The 21,009-nt window shown below is 63.9% G+C and carries 20 protein-coding genes; 10 read left to right on the top strand and 10 right to left on the bottom strand.

Translation table 11 applies throughout. The features are described 5' to 3' along the window. Position 1 precedes the first annotated feature (1 nt). Positions 2–1,126, top strand: coding sequence for a GTP-binding protein (locus EN786_RS14230; protein ID WP_127286901.1), 1,125 nt, complete (start codon positions 2–4; stop codon positions 1,124–1,126). 18 nt (positions 1,127–1,144) lie between these two features. Here EN786_RS14230 and EN786_RS14225 read toward each other — a convergent pair whose 3' ends face one another. The 6 genes from EN786_RS14225 to EN786_RS14205 all read right to left on the bottom strand — a co-directional run bounded on the left by EN786_RS14225 (position 1,145) and on the right by EN786_RS14205 (position 5,483). Beyond that, the gene (locus tag EN786_RS14225; protein ID WP_127286900.1) at positions 1,145–1,396 is read right to left on the bottom strand and encodes a sulfurtransferase TusA family protein; all 252 of its coding nucleotides are present in this window, start codon (positions 1,394–1,396) and stop codon (positions 1,145–1,147) included. Between the two features lie 53 nt (positions 1,397–1,449). Next, positions 1,450–2,739 (bottom strand): murein L,D-transpeptidase family protein, encoded by a 1,290-nt coding sequence (locus tag EN786_RS14220; protein ID WP_127286899.1) that lies wholly within the window; start codon positions 2,737–2,739, stop codon positions 1,450–1,452. A 255-nt stretch (positions 2,740–2,994) separates the two neighbouring features. Further along, entirely contained in the window at positions 2,995–3,123 is a 129-nt protein-coding gene (locus EN786_RS39280) for a hypothetical protein (RefSeq protein WP_281015756.1), read from the bottom strand. A gap of 234 nt (positions 3,124–3,357) precedes the next feature. After that, the gene (locus EN786_RS14215; protein WP_127286898.1) at positions 3,358–4,308 is read right to left on the bottom strand and encodes an acetyl-CoA carboxylase carboxyltransferase subunit alpha; all 951 of its coding nucleotides are present in this window, start codon (positions 4,306–4,308) and stop codon (positions 3,358–3,360) included. 100 nt (positions 4,309–4,408) lie between these two features. After that, entirely contained in the window at positions 4,409–5,320 is a 912-nt protein-coding gene (locus EN786_RS14210; RefSeq protein ID WP_127310077.1) for a site-specific tyrosine recombinase XerD, read from the bottom strand. Between the two features lie 10 nt (positions 5,321–5,330). Continuing rightward, positions 5,331–5,483 (bottom strand): histidine kinase, encoded by a 153-nt coding sequence (locus tag EN786_RS14205; protein ID WP_126058048.1) that lies wholly within the window; start codon positions 5,481–5,483, stop codon positions 5,331–5,333. Between the two features lie 198 nt (positions 5,484–5,681). Here EN786_RS14205 and EN786_RS14200 point away from each other — a divergent pair, with 198 nt between their 5' ends. The 3 genes from EN786_RS14200 to EN786_RS14190 are packed head-to-tail and all read left to right on the top strand — an operon-like array spanning position 5,682 to position 8,301. Beyond that, positions 5,682–6,293 (top strand): shikimate kinase, encoded by a 612-nt coding sequence (locus tag EN786_RS14200; protein WP_127310078.1) that lies wholly within the window; start codon positions 5,682–5,684, stop codon positions 6,291–6,293. Then, positions 6,290–7,411 carry a 3-dehydroquinate synthase gene (aroB, locus tag EN786_RS14195; RefSeq protein ID WP_127285326.1) on the top strand — a complete coding sequence of 374 codons (1,122 nt, stop codon included), beginning with the start codon at positions 6,290–6,292 and terminating at the stop codon, positions 7,409–7,411. The genes EN786_RS14200 and aroB overlap by 4 nt, the downstream gene beginning before the upstream one ends. Beyond that, positions 7,408–8,301 carry a transporter associated domain-containing protein gene (locus EN786_RS14190; protein WP_127285327.1) on the top strand — a complete coding sequence of 298 codons (894 nt, stop codon included), beginning with the start codon at positions 7,408–7,410 and terminating at the stop codon, positions 8,299–8,301. The genes aroB and EN786_RS14190 overlap by 4 nt, the downstream gene beginning before the upstream one ends. A gap of 39 nt (positions 8,302–8,340) precedes the next feature. Here EN786_RS14190 and EN786_RS14185 read toward each other — a convergent pair whose 3' ends face one another. Genes EN786_RS14185 through EN786_RS14175 form a run of 3 tightly spaced genes read right to left on the bottom strand, consistent with a single transcriptional unit; the run spans position 8,341 to position 13,183 of the window. Beyond that, positions 8,341–9,891, bottom strand: a complete 1,551-nt coding sequence (locus EN786_RS14185; RefSeq protein ID WP_127285328.1) for a SpoVR family protein — start codon at positions 9,889–9,891, stop codon at positions 8,341–8,343. Positions 9,892–9,902: 11 nt separating this feature from the next. Next, positions 9,903–11,216 carry a YeaH/YhbH family protein gene (locus tag EN786_RS14180; RefSeq protein WP_127285329.1) on the bottom strand — a complete coding sequence of 438 codons (1,314 nt, stop codon included), beginning with the start codon at positions 11,214–11,216 and terminating at the stop codon, positions 9,903–9,905. A 17-nt stretch (positions 11,217–11,233) separates the two neighbouring features. Beyond that, complete coding sequence (locus EN786_RS14175) at positions 11,234–13,183, bottom strand: PrkA family serine protein kinase (protein ID WP_127285330.1); 1,950 nt, start codon at positions 13,181–13,183, stop codon at positions 11,234–11,236. A 375-nt stretch (positions 13,184–13,558) separates the two neighbouring features. On the opposite strand from EN786_RS14175, the gene EN786_RS14170 reads away from it, so the two are divergent. Then, positions 13,559–14,371 (top strand): alpha/beta hydrolase, encoded by an 813-nt coding sequence (locus EN786_RS14170; protein WP_127285331.1) that lies wholly within the window; start codon positions 13,559–13,561, stop codon positions 14,369–14,371. A gap of 3 nt (positions 14,372–14,374) precedes the next feature. On the opposite strand, the gene EN786_RS14165 is transcribed toward EN786_RS14170, so the two are convergent. After that, positions 14,375–14,677, bottom strand: coding sequence for a BolA family protein (locus EN786_RS14165; RefSeq protein WP_127285332.1), 303 nt, complete (start codon positions 14,675–14,677; stop codon positions 14,375–14,377). A 135-nt stretch (positions 14,678–14,812) separates the two neighbouring features. On the opposite strand from EN786_RS14165, the gene EN786_RS14160 reads away from it, so the two are divergent. The 5 genes from EN786_RS14160 (at position 14,813) to EN786_RS14140 (ending at position 20,958) form a co-directional block, all read left to right on the top strand. Then, positions 14,813–15,433 (top strand): J domain-containing protein, encoded by a 621-nt coding sequence (locus EN786_RS14160; RefSeq protein ID WP_127285333.1) that lies wholly within the window; start codon positions 14,813–14,815, stop codon positions 15,431–15,433. A 123-nt stretch (positions 15,434–15,556) separates the two neighbouring features. Next, positions 15,557–16,543 carry a cobaltochelatase subunit CobS gene (cobS, locus tag EN786_RS14155; protein ID WP_127285334.1) on the top strand — a complete coding sequence of 329 codons (987 nt, stop codon included), beginning with the start codon at positions 15,557–15,559 and terminating at the stop codon, positions 16,541–16,543. 60 nt (positions 16,544–16,603) lie between these two features. Next, complete coding sequence (cobT, locus tag EN786_RS14150; protein WP_135908622.1) at positions 16,604–18,502, top strand: cobaltochelatase subunit CobT; 1,899 nt, start codon at positions 16,604–16,606, stop codon at positions 18,500–18,502. Next, positions 18,499–19,521 (top strand): esterase-like activity of phytase family protein, encoded by a 1,023-nt coding sequence (locus EN786_RS14145; RefSeq protein ID WP_127287059.1) that lies wholly within the window; start codon positions 18,499–18,501, stop codon positions 19,519–19,521. The genes cobT and EN786_RS14145 overlap by 4 nt, the downstream gene beginning before the upstream one ends. Before the next feature lie 132 nt (positions 19,522–19,653). After that, on the top strand, positions 19,654–20,958 hold the full coding sequence (locus EN786_RS14140) for a hypothetical protein (RefSeq protein WP_127310171.1): 1,305 nt from the start codon (positions 19,654–19,656) through the stop codon (positions 20,956–20,958). The last annotated feature ends 51 nt before the right edge of the window (positions 20,959–21,009 follow it).

Genomic DNA, 21,009 nt, shown 5'->3' with positions numbered 1-21,009 from the left:
GATGGGCGGCAGCTTTCCCATCCCGGTCTCGGTGCTCACCGGCTTCCTCGGCGCCGGCAAGACGACGCTGCTCAACCGGCTGCTGAAGGACCCGCAACTTACCGACACGGCGGTCATCATCAACGAGTTCGGCGAGGTGGCGATCGACCATCTGCTGGTCGAGCAGGCCTCAGACGGCATCATCCAGCTTTCCGACGGCTGCCTGTGCTGCACGGTGCGCGGCGAACTGGTCGATACGCTGGCCGACCTCGTCGACCGGCTGCAGACCGGCCGCATCGCCAGGCTGGCGCGCGTCGTGGTAGAAACCACCGGGCTTGCCGATCCGGCGCCGGTGCTGCAGTCGATCATGGCGCATCCGGCGCTGGTGCAGGCTTTCCGGCTCGACGGCGTGATCACTCTGGTCGATGCGGTCAACGGCAATGCGACCCTCGACGCTCATGTCGAGGCGGTGAAACAGGCGGCGGTCGCCGACCGCATCGTGCTCACCAAGACCGACCTCGTCACCGATGCCGGCGATGTCGCGGCGTTGCGAGCGCGCCTGCGTCAGCTCAATCCCGGCGCCGTTCTGCTCGATGCCGATGACAGCGGAACCGGCGCCGCGGCGCTGTTCGACTGCGGGCTCTACAACCCCGAAACCAAATCGGCCGATGTGCAGCGCTGGCTGGGCGAAGAGGCTGGTCATCATCACCATGATCATGATGGCCACCACCACCATCATGGCGACGATCATCATCACGATCACCAGCATCGCCACGATTCGCGTGTGCGCTCGCATTCGCTGGTCCATGACGGTCCGGTGCCGTTCTCGGCGATCGAGATGTTTCTCGATCTGCTGCGCTCGACGCATGGCGAGAAGCTGCTGCGTATGAAAGGCGTCATCGAATTGCTGGAGGATCCGTCGCGGCCGCTGGTCATCCATGGCGTGCAGAAGATCCTGCACCCGCCGGCAAGGCTGCCGGCCTGGCCGGAGGGCAATCGCGGCACCAGGCTGGTGCTGATCACGCTCGACATGCCGGAGGACTATGTGCGCCGGCTGTTCGCCGCCTTCACCAACAGGCCGTCGATCGACACGCCCGACCGCGCGGCGCTGGAGGACAATCCGCTGGCCATAGCCGGGCGGCGGTAGGGAGCCAGGACCGCGAACTCAGGCGTCGCCGCGCTCGACCAGGAAGCGATGGCCGCCGGACACCGCGGCCGTTTCGACGAGCTGATGGCCTGCGTCCGAGCAGAAGGCCGGAATGTCGATGACGGCAAGCGGATCGGTGGTTTCCAGCCAGAGCAGGCTACCCGGCCGCATCGCGGCCAGGCGCTTCTTCGCCTTGAGCACGGGGAGGGGACAGTTCAGCCCCTTGAGATCGTAGACGGCAGGGCGCTTGCTTTCTGTTTTTTCATGCATGTCGTTGTCTCAAACCGCCCCACACTTTTGGGCGACATGCATCAGCCAAAGCCTCAGCCGCCGAACATGCCGAGCAGCTTCTTCTTCAGCTTCGTCACCGTGCCGTCGTCGGCGCTCGCGGCCTGCGTTTCGGCTGCCGGCTCGGCCGCTTCGACGCCCGCGGTGGTGACCGGCTGCTGGGCAGCCTGCTTGGCGGCTTCCGCCTCGGCCAATGCCTGGGCCTTGGCAGCTTCCTTGGCGGCCTTTGCTGCCTGTATGGCCGCGAGCCGCTGTTCCTCGGCCTTGCGCTTGGCTTCCTTCTCGGCGTCGAGCGCGGCCATCTTGCGGCCGAGCGGCGAATCGATGCGGCCCATGCGCGCGGTCTCGGTCACCGAGCCGTCGCCATTCATCGACGGCGGGTCGATCGGCACGCGCTCGCCGCGGGCCCGGCGCTTCGACCAGTCGGAAACGATACTGGCTTCCTTGATGCCGGCAATCGTCGGCTTGGGCGCCGGCGCGCTCGACTTGACGGCGCCGTTGAAGGCCGAGTCATAGGTGCTCTGATAGGCGCTATAGGCGCTCTTCAGCGAATCCGGCTGCGTCGTGGCGGGGCAGGGCCCGGTGGGATCGAAGGTCGTGCCCTCCGGCGCCACTTGATTGAAGACGTAGCGCTTTTCGCAGACGTCGACCTTCGGCGGCACCTTGGTGATTTCGAAATTGTCGTAGCCGACCTTCAGCATCTTCCAGAAATCGTAGTTCGGGTCGTTGCGGTAACGCGCCATGTTGGCGGCGGTCATGCGGAATGGAAAGGCCTGGATCTGGAACTCGGTCTGCCCGCCCTGGAAGGCATCGCGGCCGAAAGCGTAGATCTGCTCGATCTGGGCATCGGTCATCGAATAGCAGCCCGACGACGAGCAGGCGCCATGCACCATCAGATTGGAGCCGGTGCGGCCATTGGCGCGGTCGTAGGCGTTGGGATAGCCGATGTTGAAGGACAGATGGTAGTTCGAGCGCGGGTTCATCTGCGAAGGGCGAACCGTATAAAAACCTTCCGGCGCCTGGCGGTCGCCCTCGGTGTATTTCGGCCCGAGCTTGCCCGACCATTTGCAGATGTCGTAGTTGGCCACCATCTCGTAGCGGCCATTGGTCTTGGCCTTCCAGATCTCCAGCTTGCCCTCTTCCTTGAAGATACGGGCCATCACCGACGAGGTGCGGACCATGCCCTTGGCCTTCATGTCGGCCAGGATCTTGTCCGGCAGCGGCTTGTTGGCCTCCGGCGCGAAGTCCTTCATCGAGGAATCGTTGCAGCCGGCGACGCCGATGGCGGCGATCAGGACTCCGGTGCGGGCAAGCTCGGCAAACATGGGTACGGCTTAGTCTTTCCCTCGGGCCACGGGTTCAACCGCCAGGCCCGCACGCTGAACATTAGCGGACCGTAAGCCCGTTAACCTTGAAAAATCCTTACCGCAAGCCTCGAACGACCCCTCGCGGCAATTTCATTGAGCCGAACGCGGCGGCATTTTTGTGGCGGAATCGTGCCCGTACACCACTTTGCCGCGTAGCGGCCGAAGCTATTCCAAGGCGATCAAACGTTTTGATAGAGACGGATTTGACGGGGACTAGTTGATGTCGGTGCCGCTGCCATTGCTGTTGCCGTTTTCCACTGGCGGCTGGGAAGTCGCTTGTTGAGCCGTCACTGCTTGCAGGCGGGCGACTTTGATCAGCGTGGGTTTCTCGTATTTCTTCATTTCAAATCCCCCGAAACGAGAAGCTTAATTAGCAGCCGTTAAAGCAAAGTGTCTATGGCGGCCCCGCTCCGAACCACCGGATCGTTGCCCTGGACCACCGATGTGGTGGCACCTTCCGGACGGAAAACCGTTCCAGAAGTTTGCTGGAATTGCCCGGATATAAAGCGCGTCGGGCTGAAACGGAGTCAGGCGACGCGCCTTAAGCCCTCCCGGAACCGCCCACATTTCCGGGCACTAGAGGCTGCGGCCCATGGCAAGGTATTTCTCGCGACGCTGCTCGCGGAAATCGGTGTTGGCGCCGGCAAAATCCTTCATCGTCTTGGCGATGAGGTCGCCGGTGGCGGCGATCACCGTTTCGGGGGCGCGATGGGCGCCCCCGAGCGGCTCGGGGACGATGGCGTCGATGATCTTCATTTCGTAAAGATCCTGGGCGGTGATCTTCATGTTGGTCGCCGCATCCTTGGAGCGGGTGGTGTCGCGCCACAGGATCGAGGCAGCGCCCTCCGGCGAGATCACCGAATAGATGGCATGCTCCAGCATGTAGACGCGGTTGGCGGTGGCGATTGCGATGGCGCCACCGGAGCCGCCTTCGCCGATGACGACCGAGATCGAGGGCACCTTGAGCGCCAGGCAGGCCGAGGTCGAGCGGGCAATCGCCTCGGCCTGGCCGCGTTCCTCGGCACCGACGCCGGGATAGGCGCCGGCGGTGTCGACCAGCGTCAGAAGCGGGATCTTGAAGCGGTCGGCTAGCTCCATCAGCCGCACCGCCTTGCGATAGCCTTCCGGCCGCACCGAGCCGAAATTGTGCTTCAGCCGGCTCGCCGTGTCCGAGCCCTTCTCCTGGCCGATAACCGCCACCGGCTCGCCGCGGAAGCGGGCGAAGCCGCCGACGATCGCCTGGTCCTCGCCGAAATTGCGGTCGCCGGCGAGCGGCGTGAAATCGCTGAGCAGGGCCTTGATGTAGTCGACGCAATGCGGCCTGTCGGGATGGCGCGCCACCTGCACCTTCTGCCAGGGCGTCAGCGACTTGTAGGCCTCGCGCAGCGCGTCGCGCGAACGCTTCTCCAGGCGGCTGATCTCATCGCCGACATCGACGGCCTCGCCGTTCTCGGCAAGCTTCTTCAGCTCGAGGATCTTGCCTTCGAGATCCTGCACCGGCTTTTCGAAATCGAGGTAGTTGTACATTCTTGAGCGGACCGACAGTTCGGAAGGCAGTGGCTGGCGAAACCCTCGAAAACCGGGGCTCCGGGCGGTGGAACGTCGTCCTCACATAGCGACATGAGGCCTAGTCGGCAAGCGGATGATGATCATTGACCAGCCGCACCAGCCGCTCCTCCAGCACATGGGTGTAGATCTGCGTGGTCGAGATGTCGGCGTGGCCGAGCAGCTGCTGCACGGCCCTGAGATCGGCGCCGTTCTGCAGCAGGTGGCTGGCGAAGGCGTGGCGCAGCACATGCGGCGAGATCTTGGCCGAGGCGATGCCGGCCCTTGCGGCAAGGCCTTTCAGGTCGCGGGCGAAGACCTGGCGGGACAGATGGCCGGTGTCGGAGGCGGCCGGAAACAGGAAGGGGCTGTTAGCGAGCGCCGGCCGCTCTGCCCTGGCGGCAAGCCAGGCGCGCATCGCGGCGCGCGCCTTGGCCGAGAGCGGCACCATGCGTTCCTTGTTGCCCTTGCCGCGCACCATGAAGAAGCGGTCGTCGCGCAGCGCCACCGTCACCGGCAGGCCGACCAGCTCGGAAACACGCAGGCCGGTGGCGTAGAGCACCTCGACCAGCGCATGCAGGCGCAGCCGCGCCAGCCGATCGCCGCCGTCGGCTTCGCCCGCTTCCGTGGCGGCGCGGTCGATCAGCCGGCCGGTTTCGGCCTCGCTCATCGTCTTCGGCAGCGGCCGGCCCTTCCTCGGGCTGTCCAGCGTGCCGGTCGGGTCGTCGCCGCGCAGGCCCTCGGCGTAGAGGAACTTGAAGAACTGGCGGATCGCCGACAGTTTGCGCGCCTGCGAGGTGGCGGCGAAGCCGCGCGCGGCGATATCGTCGAGATAGGCGCGGATGTCGGCGGCCGCGGCGGCGGCAAGCCCGCCGCTGATCGCCATCGAAGCGTCTTCCAGGTCGCGGCGATAGGAGGACAGCGTGTTTTCGGCCGCGCCCCGCTCGGCGCTCATCATCTCCAGAAAGGCCTCGATGCGCGCCGCGCTGTTCATGTCCCGGGCATCAGTTCTTCTTGGGGTTCAGCTTTTCCGGCGGAATGCGCACGCTCATTTCGGCCTTTTTCGGTTCGACGAACATGGCCAGCGCGAACATCGTTCCATAGGCAATGCCGGCCAGAATCGTCAGCGTCACGACAAAGCGAAACAGTGTCGGCATCAATATGCGCCCGTCTCTTGTTCTGCATTTCCAAACCCTGTGCCCTTATGGGACGCCAATCCGTCCAATTCAAGGTAGAAGCCTGTCGTCCTGGCGCGGGTTCTGTTCGGAAAACCGTATGACACTTTTCCGGGAGCTGCGCGCCATGCTTGACGCAACCAGGCTTTTGATGTCGATAACGCCGGCAAAGGGGCCCGTATGAACGCGCTACAAGCAAATCCCCCCGCTGAAGGCCATACCGAGCTGCTCGAGCGGCTGGGCACCCGCTCCATCGTCTTCGTCGGCCTGATGGGCGCCGGAAAGACGGCGATCGGCCGAAAGGTGGCGGCGATGCTTTCGCTGCCCTTCATCGACAGCGACCAGGAGATCGAAAGCGTGTCGCGCATGACCGTGCCCGAACTGTTCGAGCGTTATGGCGAGACGGAATTCCGCGCGCTGGAGCAGCGCGTCATCCTGCGGCTCCTTGAAAACGGCCCGCAGGTGCTGTCGACCGGCGGCGGCGCCTTCATGAACGCGCAAACGCGCGAGGCGATCGCCGGCCATGGCGTGTCGGTCTGGCTGAAGGCCGAGCTCGACCTGTTGATGGAGCGCGTGTCCAAGAAGCAGAACCGGCCGTTGCTCAAAAGCCCCGATCCGCGCGCTGTGCTGGAAAGGCTGATGGGCGAGCGCTATCCGGTCTACGCCACATCGGACGTCACCGTGCCGACCCGCGACGACCGCAAGGAGGTCATCGCAGCCGAGGTCGTCGCGGCGCTCTGCGGACATTTCGGCGTCGCCATGGTCGCGGCCGGCGACGAGGCGCGGCCATGAGCGCCATCGCGCCTGTCACCGTCGAAGTCGGGCTCGGCGAGCGCGGCTACGACATATTGATCGGCCCCGGCCTGCTGTCCGGCGCCGGCCAGGAGATCTCGCGCCGCTTGCCGGGCAGGCGAGCGGCCGTCGTCACGGATGAGAACGTCGCCGCCGCGCAGCTCGGCACGCTGAAGGCCGGTCTCGAGACCAGTGGCATCCAGCCGGCCGTAATCACCTTGCCGGCGGGCGAGAAGACCAAGAGTTTTGCCCATCTCGAAGAGGTGGTCGACGGCGTGCTCGCCGCCAAGCTCGAACGCGGCGATGTCGTCATCGCGCTCGGCGGCGGCGTCATCGGCGACCTTGCCGGCTTTGCCGCCGGCATCGTGCGGCGCGGCATGAATTTCGTGCAGATCCCGACCTCGCTGCTCGCACAGGTCGATTCGTCGGTCGGCGGCAAGACCGGCATCAACAGTCCGCGCGGCAAGAATCTTGTCGGCGTCTTCCATCAGCCGAAGCTGGTGCTGGCCGACACCGGCGTGCTCGACACGTTGCCGATCCGCGAATTCCGCGCCGGCTACGCCGAGCTCGCCAAGTACGGGCTGATCGACCGCCCCGCCTTCTTCGCCTGGCTGGAGGCGAACTGGCAGGACGTGTTCGCCGGCGGTCCGGCGCGGGCTGAGGCGATCGCCGAGGCCTGCCGCGCCAAGGCCGATGTCGTCGCCCGCGACGAGTTCGAGACCGGCGACCGCGCACTGCTCAATCTCGGCCATACGTTCGGCCACGCGCTGGAAGCCGCCACGCACTATGACGGCGCCCGGCTCGTCCACGGCGAGGGGGTCGCCATCGGCATGGCGCTGGCGCATCGCTTCTCGGCGCGGCTCAACCTGGCGAGCCCGGACGATGCGGGGCGCGTCGAGGCGCATCTTCGCGCTGTCGGCTTGCCATGGCGGATGGCCGACATACCGGGCGAACTGCCCGACGCTGAGGCGCTGCTCTCGTACATCGCCCAGGACAAGAAGGTGTCCCGCGGCGCGCTGACCTTCATCCTGACGCGCGGTGTCGGCCAGGCCTTCATCGCCAGGGACGTGCCGGCGTCGGAAGTGCTTGGCTTCCTTGCGGAAAACCACCCGGGATGAACGAGCCCGGCTGGATCGTCGCGGCCATCCTTGCCGGTCTGGTACTGCTGGCGTTGCTGTTTCGTGCCCGCCTGCTCGCTGCCTTCGGCTACGAATTGCGGCCAGTCGATCCGCAAGGTTTCGCTGATGACCAATCGCGCGAGCCGGCCGACGATTTCCGCCGCGACGGCCAGGGTGCGCGCGAGGAGCGCAATCGCCTGGAGGGACTGTTCGACCTCGAGGAACTCGAAGTGTCCGACGTCATGGTCCACCGCACCAACATGCGCTCGGTCAATGCCGACAACCCGTCGGAAGCGGTGGTGCGCGAGATCCTGAACAGCCCGCATACCCGCATGCCGTTGTGGAAGGGCTCGCTCGACAACATCGTCGGCGTGCTGCACGCCAAGGACCTGCTGAGGGCGCTGAACGAGGTCGGCAACGACTTTTCCAGGATCGACGTGATGAAGATCGCGTCGAAGCCCTGGTTCGTGCCGGACACCACCACCTTGCAGGACCAGCTCAACGCCTTCCTGCGCCGCAAGGCGCATTTCGCCATCGTCGTCGACGAATATGGCGAAGTGGAAGGGCTGGTGACGCTGGAGGACATCATCGAGGAGATTGTCGGCGAGATCGCCGACGAGCACGACGTCGACATCCAGGGCGTCAAGCAGGAGGCCGACGGCTCGGTCGTGGTCGACGGCACGGTGGCGATCCGCGATCTCAACCGGGCGCTCGACTGGAACCTGCCGGACGAAGAGGCCACCACGATTGCCGGCCTCGTCATCCACGAGACCCAGTCGATCCCCGATGAAAAGCAGGCCTTCACTTTCCACGGCAAGCGCTTCGTGGTCATGAAGCGCGACAAGAACCGCATCGCCAGGCTGCGGATAAAGCCGGCGGGCGACGCTTAATCAAACACACGGGGTGAGCGACGCGGCTTGCCTCCGGCGCTACTCCACGATCTCCCTGGTCGAGCGCTCGTGCAGCGTCGCGCCTGTTTCGGCGTCGACCGCCGCAAGACTGACCTCGTAGCCCCAGAGGCTGCGGATATGGCGCAAAGTCGCGTCGCGGCTGCCTTCCTCAAGGAGGATGCCGGCCTTCACCTTGTGCTGCAGCCGCAGTTGCCTGTCGCCGCGCAGGTCGACATCGACAATCTGGATGTCGGGCCTGTTCGCCCCCACGTCGTAGCTGTGGGCCAGGGCGCTGCGTATCTTCTCATAGCCGCGCTCGTTGTGGATCGACGCGACCTCCAGATGCGGTTCGTCGGCTCGATCGGCAAGCGCGAAGAGCCGCCATTTCCGGATCAGTGTTGGGCTGAGGTACTGGCGGATGAAGGACTCGTCGCGATGGTCGGCCCATGCCTCGAGCAGCGTCTCGCGCCAGTCGCCGCGGCCCGCAATGTCGGGAAACCAGTCGCGGTCCTCCGCCGTCGGCTCGGTCGAGATGCGCCGTATGTCCTGCATCATGTCGAGACCGAGCGCGTAGGGATTTATGCCGGAAAAGCGGGGATCGTCGAAACCGGGCTGGAAGACCACATTGGAATGGTTGCGCAGGATTTCGAGCATGGCGCCCTCGCCGATCAGCCCGCGATCGAACAACAGGTTCATCAGCGTGTGGTGCACGAAAGTGGCGCAACCCTCGTTCATCACCTGGGTTTGCCGCTGCGGGTAGAAATATTGCGCGATGATGCGGACGATGCGGACGATTTCGCGCTGCCACGGTTCCAGCACAAGGCTGTTCTTCTCGAGGAAATAGAGCAGGTTCTCCTCGGGTAGATTGAGCGACTTCTTCCGTTCCGCCAGGCTCTCGTCCTTCTCGCCGGTCTTGCCGGCCTCGTGCGAGGCCGGCAGCGTGCGCCACAAATCATTGTAGGAGCGTTCCTCATATTCGAGGCGCTCGCGCAGGCCTTCGCGCTGCCGCTCCGACGACAGCTTCGGCGGCCGGCGGTAGCGGAACACGCCCTGTTCCATCAACGCATGCGCCGAATCGAGGACCGCCTCGACCGCCGCCAGCCCATGCCGCTCCTCGCAGCGGGCGATGTAGCCCTTGGCGAAGTCGAGATAGCTCAGGATGGCCCCGGCGTCGGTCCACTGCCGAAACAGGTGATTGTTCTTGAAGAAATGGTTGTGCCCAAGTGCCGCGTGCGCCGTAACCAGGGCCTGCAACGCCATGGTGTTCTCCTCCATCAGGTAGACGATGCAGGGATTGGAGTTGATGACCAGCTCATAGGCCAGGCCGCGACCGCCCTTGCGGTAGAGAAGGTCATGATGAAGGAAATGCTTGCCGAACGACCAATGGCGATACATCAGCGGCATGCCTATCGACGAATAGGCGTCGAGCATCTGCTGGGACGAGATGATCTCCATCTGAACCGGATAGATATCGAGGTGGAGTTCCTCCAGCGCGATCGCCTCGATCGCGTCATAGGCCCGCGACAGCGTCTTGAAATCCCAATCAGATCCGGAAAACAGCAAAGCTGGTTTGCTTGCCTGCCTGGCCATTTGCACCCCTCTCAAGCGCTCTTGCGGGCGGCCGGTTGCCTTGCGAAGAGCTGGCGGAAGACCGGGTAGATGTCGGCCGGCGTGGCGATGCGGGTCATCTGGAAGTTCGGCCATTTCTGCGCGACGACGCTGTAGGCGCGCCACAGCGACGTCCCGTTTTCGGTGGCTCCGAAAATATGGCTCTCGCGTTCGTCGATGATCTCGACATAGGCGAAATACTGGCAAAGACGCATGAGCGCGCCGTCGAGTAAGGCTATGCAGCGTTCCGAATCGGTGGCGAAATTGTCACCGTCCGAAGCCTGGGCGGCGTAGATGTTCCACTCGTTGGCCGGGTAGCGTTCTTCGATGACGCGGCGCATTTCGTCGAGCGCCGTGGAAACGACGGTGCCGCCGCTTTGCGTGCAATGGAAGAAGGTTTCCTCATCCACCTCCTGGGCCTCGTGGGTGTGGCGGATGAAGACCACCTCGGTGCGCTCGTAGCGCCGTTTCAAGAACAGATGCAAAAGCACGAAGAAGCGTTTGGCCAGATCCTTCTCGCGCTCACCCATCGATCCGGACACATCCATCAGGCAGAACATCACGGCACTGGCATTCGGCAGCGGCCGGGGATCGAAGCGATTGAAGCGGATGTCGATCGGATCGACATAGGCGATGCGTTTGCGGCGGCGCTCCAGCCGTTCGAACTCCTTGCGCAAATCCGCGACACGCAGACGCGTCGCTGCGCTGACCGGCTGAGAGTCCAGCGCGGCGATCTGCCCGGCGATGGCATCCACGTCCGCCTGCTTCGGCCGCCTCAACGCTATGCGGCGGCCATGACTGTTGCGCATCGTACGCGCGACGTTGATGTTGGTCGGCGAACCGGTTGTCGCGAAGCCGGCACGCTGCGACTTGAAGGCGAGGATTTCCTTGAGGTTGAGCTTGACCATGTCGGGCAGTTCGAGATCCTCGAAAAAGAGATCGAGAACCTCCTCACGCGACAGCACGAAACGGAAATCGTCTTCAGAGACCGTGTCGCCCGGAGACGACGACCCGGCGCCGCCGCCCTGGCCGGGTTTGGGGATCAGGTCTCCGGGAGAGAAACTCTTGTTGCCCGGCAGGATGTGCTGGCGCCGCCCGCTGTTCCTGGCATCGTTGAAGCTCGGCTCACCGGTGCCTTTTTCCGGCATCGGCACGGCATATTCCTTGTCCGCTTCGGCGATCCGGCCGGTGCGGATGCGGTCGCGTATACTGCGCTTCAGTTCGTCCCGCGCGCGCTTGAGGAAGCGCTGGCGGTTACCCAAGCTCTTGTCCTTGGGATTCAGGCGTCGGTCGATGAAGATCGGCATGGAACCCCCAGGCGTTCTCAACCCGCCTTGTTCACCCGCATGTACCAGTCGACGAGCCGGCGCACCTGACGCTGGGTGTAACCGCGCTCGACCATGCGCTGCACGAATTCATTGTGCCGCTTTTCGGTCACGCTGTCCTGCTTGGAGCCGAAGCTGATCACCGGCAGAAGATCCTCGACCTGGCCGAACATGCGCTTTTCGATGACCTCGCGCAGCTTTTCATAGCTTGTCCAGGACGGGTTGCGGCCGTGATTGCGCGCCCTGGCCCGCAAGGTGAACTTGACCACTTCGTTGCGGAAGTCCTTGGGATTGGCGATGCCTGCCGGTTTTTCGATCTGTGACAGTTCGTTGTCCAGCACCTCGCGGTTGAGGATCTGGCCGGTGTCGGGATCCTTGTAGTCCTGGTCCTCGATCCAGGCATCGGCATAGGCGATGTAGCGGTCGAACAGGTTCTGGCCGTATTCGCTGTAGGATTCGAGGTAGGCCTTCTGGATCTCGTGGCCGATGAATTCGGCATAGCGCGCGGCGAGTTCCGACTTGGTGAACTCCAGATAGGCTGCCTCCGTCTGCTTCGGAAACTGCTCGCGCTTGATCGCCTCTTCCAGAATGTACATCAGGTGCACGGGGTCGGCGGCCACTTCCTTAGTGTCGTAGTTGAAGGTCTGCGACAGGATCTTGAAGGCAAAACGCGTGCTGACGCCGGTCATGCCCTCGTCGACGCCGGCGGCATCGCGGTATTCCTGTACCGACTTCGCCTTCGGGTCGACCTCCTTCAGGCTCTCGCCGTCATAGGCGCGCATCTTGGTGTAGCGGGGTGAATTGTCGTGCTCGGCAAGGCGCGTCGCGACGGTGAAGCGGCTGAGGATGTCGAGAACTTCGGGGGCGCAGGGACTGGCCGCCAATTCGCTTTCGCGCAGCAGCTTCTCGTAGATCTGCCGCTCTTCGGTGACGCGCAGGCAATACGGAACCTTGACCACCAGGATGCGATCGAGGAAGGCCTCGTTGTTCTTGTTGTTCTTGAACTGCTGCCATTCCGATTCGTTGGAATGCGCCACGACGATGCCCTGGTAGGGGAAGGCGCCGAAATTCTCGGTGCCGTTGTAGCTGCCCTCCTGCGTGGCGGTCAGCAGCGGATGCAGGACCTTGATCGGCGCCTTGAACATCTCGACGAACTCGAGCAGGCCCTGTGTCGTGCGATTGAGCCCGCCGCTGTAGGAATAGGCATCCGGGTCGGATTGGCTGAAATTCTCCAGCTGGCGGATGTCGACCTTGCCGACCAGGGCCGAGACATCCTGGTTGTTCTCGTCGCCGGGCTCGGTCTTGGCGATGCAGATCTGGCGCAGCCGCGACGGCATCAGCTTGACGACGCTGAATTTGGAGATGTCTCCAGCCAGTTCGTCGAGGCGCTTGGCGGCCCATGGCGAGATCAGCCCGTTCAGGCGGCGGCGGGCTATGCCGTATTTGTCCTCAAGCAGGTCGCCCATATGGTCGGGGTTGAATAGGCCGAGCGGCGATTCGAAAACCGGGCTGATCTGGTTGCCGACCTTCAGCGTGTAGATCGGCCGCTGCTCCATGAGCTTCTTCAGCCGTTCGGCTAGTGAAGACTTGCCGCCGCCGACAGGACCGAGCAGATAAAGGATCTGCTTGCGCTCCTCGAGACCCTGCGAGGCATAGCGGAAATAGCCGGCGATACGCTCGATCGTATCCTCCATGCCATAGAAGTCGGCGAAGGATGGGTACACCTTGACGGTTCGGTTGGAGAAGATGCGGCCGAGCCGCTCGTCCTTGCTGGTGTCGATCAGATTTGGCTGACCAATCGCCGCGACCATCCTTTCGGGGGCCGTGGCGTACATCGATTTGTCTTCGCGGCAGGCAAGGAGGAATTGCTGGAGGCTGATCTCTTCCTGTGCCGCATGGGTATAGATCTCCGAGAACAGGTCGAAGACGTCGGATTGGTTCTCGCGCATGATTATGTGCCCTCGGAGCCGCTCTGGCTGCCAGTCGGCTCATCACATATTCAACTGCCGGAAAGCGTTGTTGGTTCCCTTCAATTGAAGAAGAAACGTGCAATCTGGCGTTGACCTCCGGAAGGCATCCGATGTTGCCGAAATGCCTGCCTAGAGAATAACGTGGTGATTGCCCGGCGCGCTTCAAGGGCTAACCTCGATTGGTTTTGCATTCGCATCTCGCAAGCCGGAATTCGGAGGCGTGCCGAATGCCCGGATGTCGGGTAAATGCTGTCCAGATCGGCCGCGTTCCAAGCTCAGGCCATTACCGATCGTTAACTGGACGCCTGGGGCGCGCATGTGCACTCTGCCGTCGCAAGGCGGTGGGAGATGGTGATGATCGATCGACGCAGCCTCATCATGGCATCGCTTGCCGCGCTGCTGCCAGCGCGTGCCTCCGCCGCATGGCGTCCGCGCCAGCCCAAGCCGCAAACCGTCGACTACGGGCCGGCCAGGCTCGACATCTACACGCGCGACGGCTTCAGGGACCGTCCTGTCGTGTTCTTCATCCATGGCGGTGCCTGGCGGCTCGGCAACCGCAACAATGTCAACGCCAAGCCCGGCTTCCTGCTCGACAACGGCTTCCTGTTCGTCTCGATCGATTATCGCATGCTGCCTGGCGCCGATGTCGCCACCCAGGCGGGCGACGTCGAGAAGGCCTATGCCTATGTGCGCGCCAACATCGCCCGGCATGGCGGCGACCCCGACCGCATCGCGGTGATGGGGCATTCCGCCGGCTGCCACCTTGCCGCGCTGACCGGCCTGCGCGGCGGATTGCCCGGCGTCGCCGCGCTGGTGCTCGACGACACCGAAGCCTATGACATCGAGGCACTGGCCAAGGCGCAGGGCGGCAGGCTGCGGCCGATCTACGCGCAGGCCTTCTCCGATCCGGCGCAATGGCGCGCGCTGTCGCCCGCCACCTATATCGGGAGCGGCAAGCATCCGCCTGTCTTTGTCGCCTATTCGGACGCACCGATCCGCGCGGTCGTCGCCCATGCCTTCACGGACCGGCTGCGGGCGGCCGGCACCAAGGTCGCGCTGTTCGACGGCAGCGCCTATTCGCACATGGCGATCAACCGCCGGTTCGGCGAGGAGGGCGACGCCCTCACCGGCGCGGTGATGGCCTTCCTAAAGGAGACGGTCGCCTGAGACTTACCAGCGCGTCTGTTCGCCCGGCGCCGCCGGCTCGATCGCCAGCGCATGGACGCCGGCGTTCAGCTCATCGGCCAGCAAGGCGTTGACGGCGCGGTGGCGCTCGATGCGGCTCATGCCGGCAAAGGAAGGCGAAACGATGCGGACGCGGAAATGCGTCTCGCCGCTGCCGTCAAAGGCGCCATGATGGTCGGAGCCGTGATGGTGATGGCCGGCGTGAAGGTGGCTCTCATTGATGATGACCAGCCGCTCCGGCGAGAATGCCGCCTTCAGCTTGCTTTCCATCGTCGACTGTATGGACATTGGACCTTCCCTTCACCACATGACGGCAGAGCCGCAAAATCCGCATTTTCGACCGCTTTTAAGCCGCGATTCAGCGGTTAGGGCGATCATCGCCGAAATGTCAATTCTTGTTTCGCACGTGCGAACAGCCCATAAATGGGTGAGATGAAGCCATATCCCAAATATTTCGAAAAAATCCGCATCCGGCCGGAGAAGGATGCGGAGCTGAAGTCGCGCGCGCCGATCTGCCAGTGGGACGGCTGCAAGGAGGCCGGCACCCATCGCGCGCCGGTCGGACGGCTGAAGGAGGGCGAGTATTTCCGCTTCTGCTTCGACCATGTGCGCGAATACAACAAAGGCTTCAACTACTTCTCGGGCGTGCCGGACACCGAAATCGCCCGCTTCCAGAAGGAAGCGCTGACCGGCCACCGGCCGACATGGAAGATGGGCATCAATGGCGGTTCGACGCGTTCGGCGCCGGACTTTGCCCAGCAGCGCTCCGGCCGCGCCGGCTACTACAACCGCATGCGCGACCCTTTCAACCTGTTCAACGACCCGAAGAGCCCGCGCGAACGCAAGGCCAAGCCGCTTGAGGCCAAGGCGCTGGAAACGCTTGGTCTTGATACAAAGGCGACTGGCAAGGATATCAAGGCGCGCTATAAGGAACTGGTCAAGCGTCACCATCCGGATGCGAATGGCGGCGACAGAGGTTCGGAAGACCGGTTCCGCGATGTGCTGCAGGCCTATCGCGTGCTCAAGCAGGCGGGTTTGTGCTGAGCGACCCCACGGTTCGTGTCGCTTTCCAACTTTCATAAGGTTGGAAAAGGCTCTAAGACCGCCCCCGAACAAAATCGATTGCCGGCGAAATCAGCCATTTCGCCTGTGGAGACGTGGATAGAGATGAACAAGGTCGACCGCGACATCGCCAACCTGCCCGATACGACAGTGTCGGTGAAGGACAAATTCGGCTTCGATTCCAAGATGGTGGTGCCGGCCTATTCGGTGTCTTCCGAGCATGTGCCGGACGTCGATCCCGACTATCTGTTCGACAAGAACACGACGATGGCGATCCTCGCCGGCTTCGCCTACAATCGCCGCGTCATGGTGTCGGGCTATCACGGCACAGGCAAGTCGACCCATATCGAGCAGGTCGCCGCCCGCCTCAACTGGCCCTGCGTGCGCGTCAACCTCGACAGCCATGTCAGCCGTATCGACCTGGTCGGCAAGGACGCCATCGTGGTCAAGGACGGGCTGCAGGTCACCGAATTCCGCGACGGCATCCTGCCCTGGGCCTACCAGCACAATGTCGCGCTGTGCTTCGACGAGTATGACGCCGGCCGCCCGGACGTGATGTTCGTCATCCAGCGCGTGCTGGAATCCTCGGGCCGCCTGACGCTGCTCGACCAGAGCCGTGTCATTCGCCCGCACCCGGCGTTCCGGCTGTTCTCGACCGCCAACACGGTCGGCCTTGGCGACACCACCGGCCTCTATCACGGCACCCAGCAGATCAACCAGGCGCAGATGGACCGCTGGTCGATCGTCACCACGCTGAACTATCTGCCGCACGATAACGAGGTGAACATCGTTCTGGCCAAGGCCAAGCACTACCGCGACAGCAAAGGCAAGGACATCGTCAACAAGATGGTGCGGGTCGCCGACATGACGCGCTCGGCCTTCATCAATGGCGACCTGTCGACGGTGATGAGCCCGCGCACGGTGATCACCTGGGCCGAGAACGCCGAAATCTTCGGCGACATCGGCATGGCGTTCCGGCTGACCTTCCTCAACAAGTGCGACGAGCTGGAGCGTTCGGTGGTCGCCGAATTCTACCAGCGCGCCTTCGGCGAAGATTTGCCCGAATCCGCCGCCAACGTGGTGCTGGGGTAAGAGCATGGTTCCGGAAGGTCGTATGACTTTTCGGCCGACACCATGCTCCAGGGATGATTGATGGCGGGTCCGGGCGACAATACGCGCAACAAGCCGAAGAACGGGTCTGAAGCCGATAGCTTCAAGCGCTCGGTGACCGTCTGCATGCGCGCCATTGCCGGCGACAAGGACCTCGAGGTCGGTTTCGCCAAGGACCGGCCGGCGCTCGCCGGCAGCCGCGCCCGGCTGCCCGAACTGCCGAAGAAGGCCTCGAGGGCCGATATCGCCATCACCCGCGGGCTCGGCGATTCCATGGCGCTGAAGCGCGCCTGCCACGATCAGCGCATCCACAACAAGCTGGCGCCGGAAGGCAAGCTGGCGCGCTCGATCTACGACGCGGTCGAGCAGGCCCGTGTCGAGGCGATCGGCAGCCGCGCCATGCAGGGCGTCGCCGACAATATCGGCTCGATGCTGGAGGACAAATACGCCAAGGCGAACCTCGTCGACGTCAAGGACAAGGCCGATGCGCCGCTCGAGGAGGCCGTGGCGCTGATGGTGCGCGAGAAGCTCACCGGCCGCGCCGTGCCCAGGAGCGGCGAGCGCCTGGTCGATCTGTGGCGCCCCTGGGTCGAGGAGAAGGCCAGCGCCGATCTCGACGGCCTGTCGGCCAAGCTCGACGACCAGCAGGCTTTTGCCCGCATCGTGCGCGACATGCTGGTCTCCATGGAGATGGCCGAGGAGCTCGGCGACGACCAGGAGAGCGAAGACACCGAGGACAATGACGACAACGAGCCGCAGGGCGAGGAGCAGAGCGAGGAGGGCGGCGAGGACGATTCCGGCTCCGAACAGTCGCAGTCCGACGACGCCGAGGCGTCCGACGATGACGAGCAGTCGGCCGAGACGGAAGCGTCCGACGCCACTGCCGACGACCTCTCCGACGAGGACGATTCCGACGCCGAGACGCCCGGCGAGGCGCGGCGCAACGACAATCCCTTCACCAACCTGCCGAAGGAGATCGACTACAAGGTCTTCACCACGGCTTTCGACGAGACGGTCGGCGCCGAGGAATTGTGCGAGGAAGAGGAGCTCGACCGGCTGCGCGCCTTCCTCGACAAGCAGCTCGCCAACCTTTCCGGCGTCGTCGGCAGATTGGCCAACCGGCTGCAGCGCCGGCTGATGGCGCAGCAGAACCGCTCGTGGGATTTCGACCTCGAGGAAGGCTATCTCGATCCGTCGCGGCTGGTGCGCGTCGTCATCGATCCGATGCAGCCGCTGTCGTTCAAGCAGGAGCGCGACACGAAATTCCGCGACACGGTGGTGTCGCTTGTGCTCGACAATTCCGGCTCGATGCGCGGCCGGCCGATCACCGTCGCCGCCACCTGCGCCGACATCCTGGCGCGCACGCTGGAGCGCTGCGGCGTCTCGGTCGAGATCCTCGGCTTCACCACCCGCGCCTGGAAGGGTGGGCAGGCGCGCGAGAAATGGCTGAAGGACGGCAAGCCGCCGAACCCCGGCCGGCTCAACGATCTGCGCCACATCATCTACAAATCCGCCGACCATCCGTGGCGGCGGGCGCGGCGCAATCTCGGCCTGATGATGCGCGAGGGCCTGCTCAAGGAAAACATCGACGGCGAGGCGCTGCTTTGGGCGCATAACCGGCTGATCGGACGGCCGGAGCAGCGCAAGATCCTGATGATGATCTCCGACGGCGCGCCGGTCGACGATTCCACGCTCTCGGTCAATCCCGGCAACTACCTGGAGCGGCATCTGCGCGCGGTCATCGAGCTGATCGAGACGCGGTCGCCGGTCGAGCTTCTGGCCATCGGCATCGGTCATGACGTCACCCGCTACTACCGCCGTGCCGTCACCATCGTCGATGCCGAGGAACTGGCCGGCGCCATGACCGAGCAGCTGGCTTCGCTGTTCGGCGAGGAAAGCGCCCGCGAGATGCGGCGCGGCGGTCTGCGGCGCGCCGGATGAGGATCTCGGGGCGGAGCTTGCGGCGTATGGTTCTGGCTGCCTGCGCGCTGGCCGGCATGTTGTCGTCGGCCATCGCCGCCGGTCCGGCTTCCATCGAGCCGGTCGAGATCTCGGCGCGGCCGATCAACCAGTTCCACATCGGCCACGACGACAGGAAGTTCGGCCCGCTCGAATTCGTCGGCGGGCTGGAGATGACCTCGCCGTCGCGCGATTTCGGCGCGCTGTCGGCCTTTCGCTTCTTGAAGCCCGGCCGAGATTTCATCGGCGTCGCCGACACCGGCTTCTGGTTCTTCGGCACCGTGGCGCACGATGCCGACAAGCGGCCGTCGGGCATTCAGAATTTCCGTATGCAGCAGATGATCGACCAATCGGGGCAGCCGATCGAAAGGAAATGGGAAGTCGACGCGGAAGGCCTCGCGGTCAAGGATGGCATCGCCACGGTCGGCTTCGAGCGCAACCAGCGCGTCGCCCAGTTCAGGATCGATCCGGACAAGATGAAGGCGCCGTTCAAGGAGCTCGACTATCTGGTGCCGGCCCGGGAGCTGCGCCAGAACCGCGGCTTCGAGACCGTCACCCACGCCAATCCCTACGGCCAGCACGAAGGCGGGCTGGTCGTGGTGTCGGAAAAGAGCCTCGACAAGGCCGGCAACATCTATGCCGCGATCATCGAGGGGCCGAACAAAGGCGTTTTCACTGTCAAGCGCAACGGCGATTTCGACATCACCGACGGCGCCTTCCTGCCAGATGGCGACCTGCTGCTGCTCGAACGCAGCTTCTCGATGGCCGGCGGCGTGAAGATGCGGCTGAGGCGCATCTATGGCGAGAGCGTCGAGAAGGGCGCCGTCGCCGACGGTCCGGTGCTGCTGGAAGCCGACATGGGCTACCAGATCGACAATATGGAAGGGCTCGACGTCTGGACCCGCGACGACGGCGCTCAGATGGTGTCGCTGATGTCGGACGACAACCACTCGATCCTGCAGCGCAACCTCTACCTGGAATTCATCCTGCACGAGGATTGAGCCGATACCGGATTTCTGCCCGACCCAGGCCGCCATGCACGGTTTGGTAACCTCGAGCGGCGAAACTCGGATGCAATCCTGGGTTTCAGTCTGGCGGCGCCGTTCTGGAATCGCGCAACCGGTTCCGGGCTCATGACGACCGTCCCATCCATATCGCGACATCAGGTAGCCCTGCAATTGCTGCAAAGGGGCGAACCCGGTGAGGCGCCGCAACCAGTCGGTCTGCTGACCGATGGTCCGAGCCTTCGCAGCGGCGACAGCGCCCAGCAAAGTGCGCTGGAAAGGATCGTCAAGCTGTCGATTGAAGGGGCCTGGAGCAGCGGCGGCTATCTTGTCGTCATGCCCGTCAACGCAGAGTTCATCGAAACCGGATCCGGCAACGATACGGTCGACATTAGCTCGTCCGGCGACGACACCGCGCCGAACTACGTCTCCCTGGGAGACGGAAACGATCGGCTCGATCTGGTGGCCACCGAGGACGCAACTTCAGACTATTGGCAGGGCAACACGACGGCTGGCGCCATGGCGCTGAAGGCATCCAATGCCGTCAACCACGAAATCTCGGTCTTCGTGCCAAGCGGTCGCGGCATCTTCGCCGGCGCCGGCAATGATGTCGTCAACATTGCCGCCGGACGCGATGTCTATAACGTCTCGGCCGGCGAAGGCGACGACGCGCTCACCGTTTCCGCTGGACGGGATATCTCGGGACTCTGGGGCGGCGACGGGCGCGATGTGCTTTCCCTTGCGGGTGGAATGAACATCGACAACGTTACCGGCGATGCCGGCGACGACATCATCACCGTTGCGGCGGGCAATGAAGCGCACAGTATTTCGGGCGGCCAGGGCCAGGACATCATCACTGTCGCCGGGCAAAGCGTCGGCGACATTTCCGGTGGCCAAGGCTCCGACATCATCACTGTCGCGAGCGGGCAGGCCGTCTTCGGCATCCGTGGAGCCGATGGTGATGATGCCATCACGATCGCCACCGCCAAGGTCGATCAGGTCGAGGGCGGCCGCGGCGACGACACCATCACGATCAACGCAGGCACCGCCGCCGCGATTTCGGGCGGGCTGGGCGACGACAGGATCGATCTCACCGGCACGGACAAAGCCAAGCTGTTCTTCGATCGCGGTGACGGCAATGACGTCGTCCGCGTTGCCGGAGAGACCACGATCGTCTTCGCCGAGCGCTCAATCGACGACGCTGACATCAGCTATGGCGACGGCAAGATCACCATCTCCTTTGCCGACACAGGCGACTCCGTGACCTTGGATTACAGCGCGGCGACGTTGAAAGGACCCGCGCCCGAATTGAGCTTCGAGGACTCAGATCACCTCGAGGTCCGCCGCGAGGCGCCGCATGGCTGGAATGCTTCCACCCTGTACCGATACTTCGATGCCCACGGCGCCGGCGGCTTCTCGCTCACACTGAGATAGGGCGCATTGCCTTTTCACGGTTGGCCGCGGCGGCGAGCTGGCGCCCGACCG

The organism is Mesorhizobium sp. M4B.F.Ca.ET.143.01.1.1, assembly GCF_004792275.1.
In the GTDB taxonomy this organism is placed as follows: domain Bacteria; phylum Pseudomonadota; class Alphaproteobacteria; order Rhizobiales; family Rhizobiaceae; genus Mesorhizobium; species Mesorhizobium abyssinicae.
The sequence above is the reverse complement of the archived record's forward strand: the minus strand, read 5'-3'. Positions and strand labels throughout refer to the sequence as shown.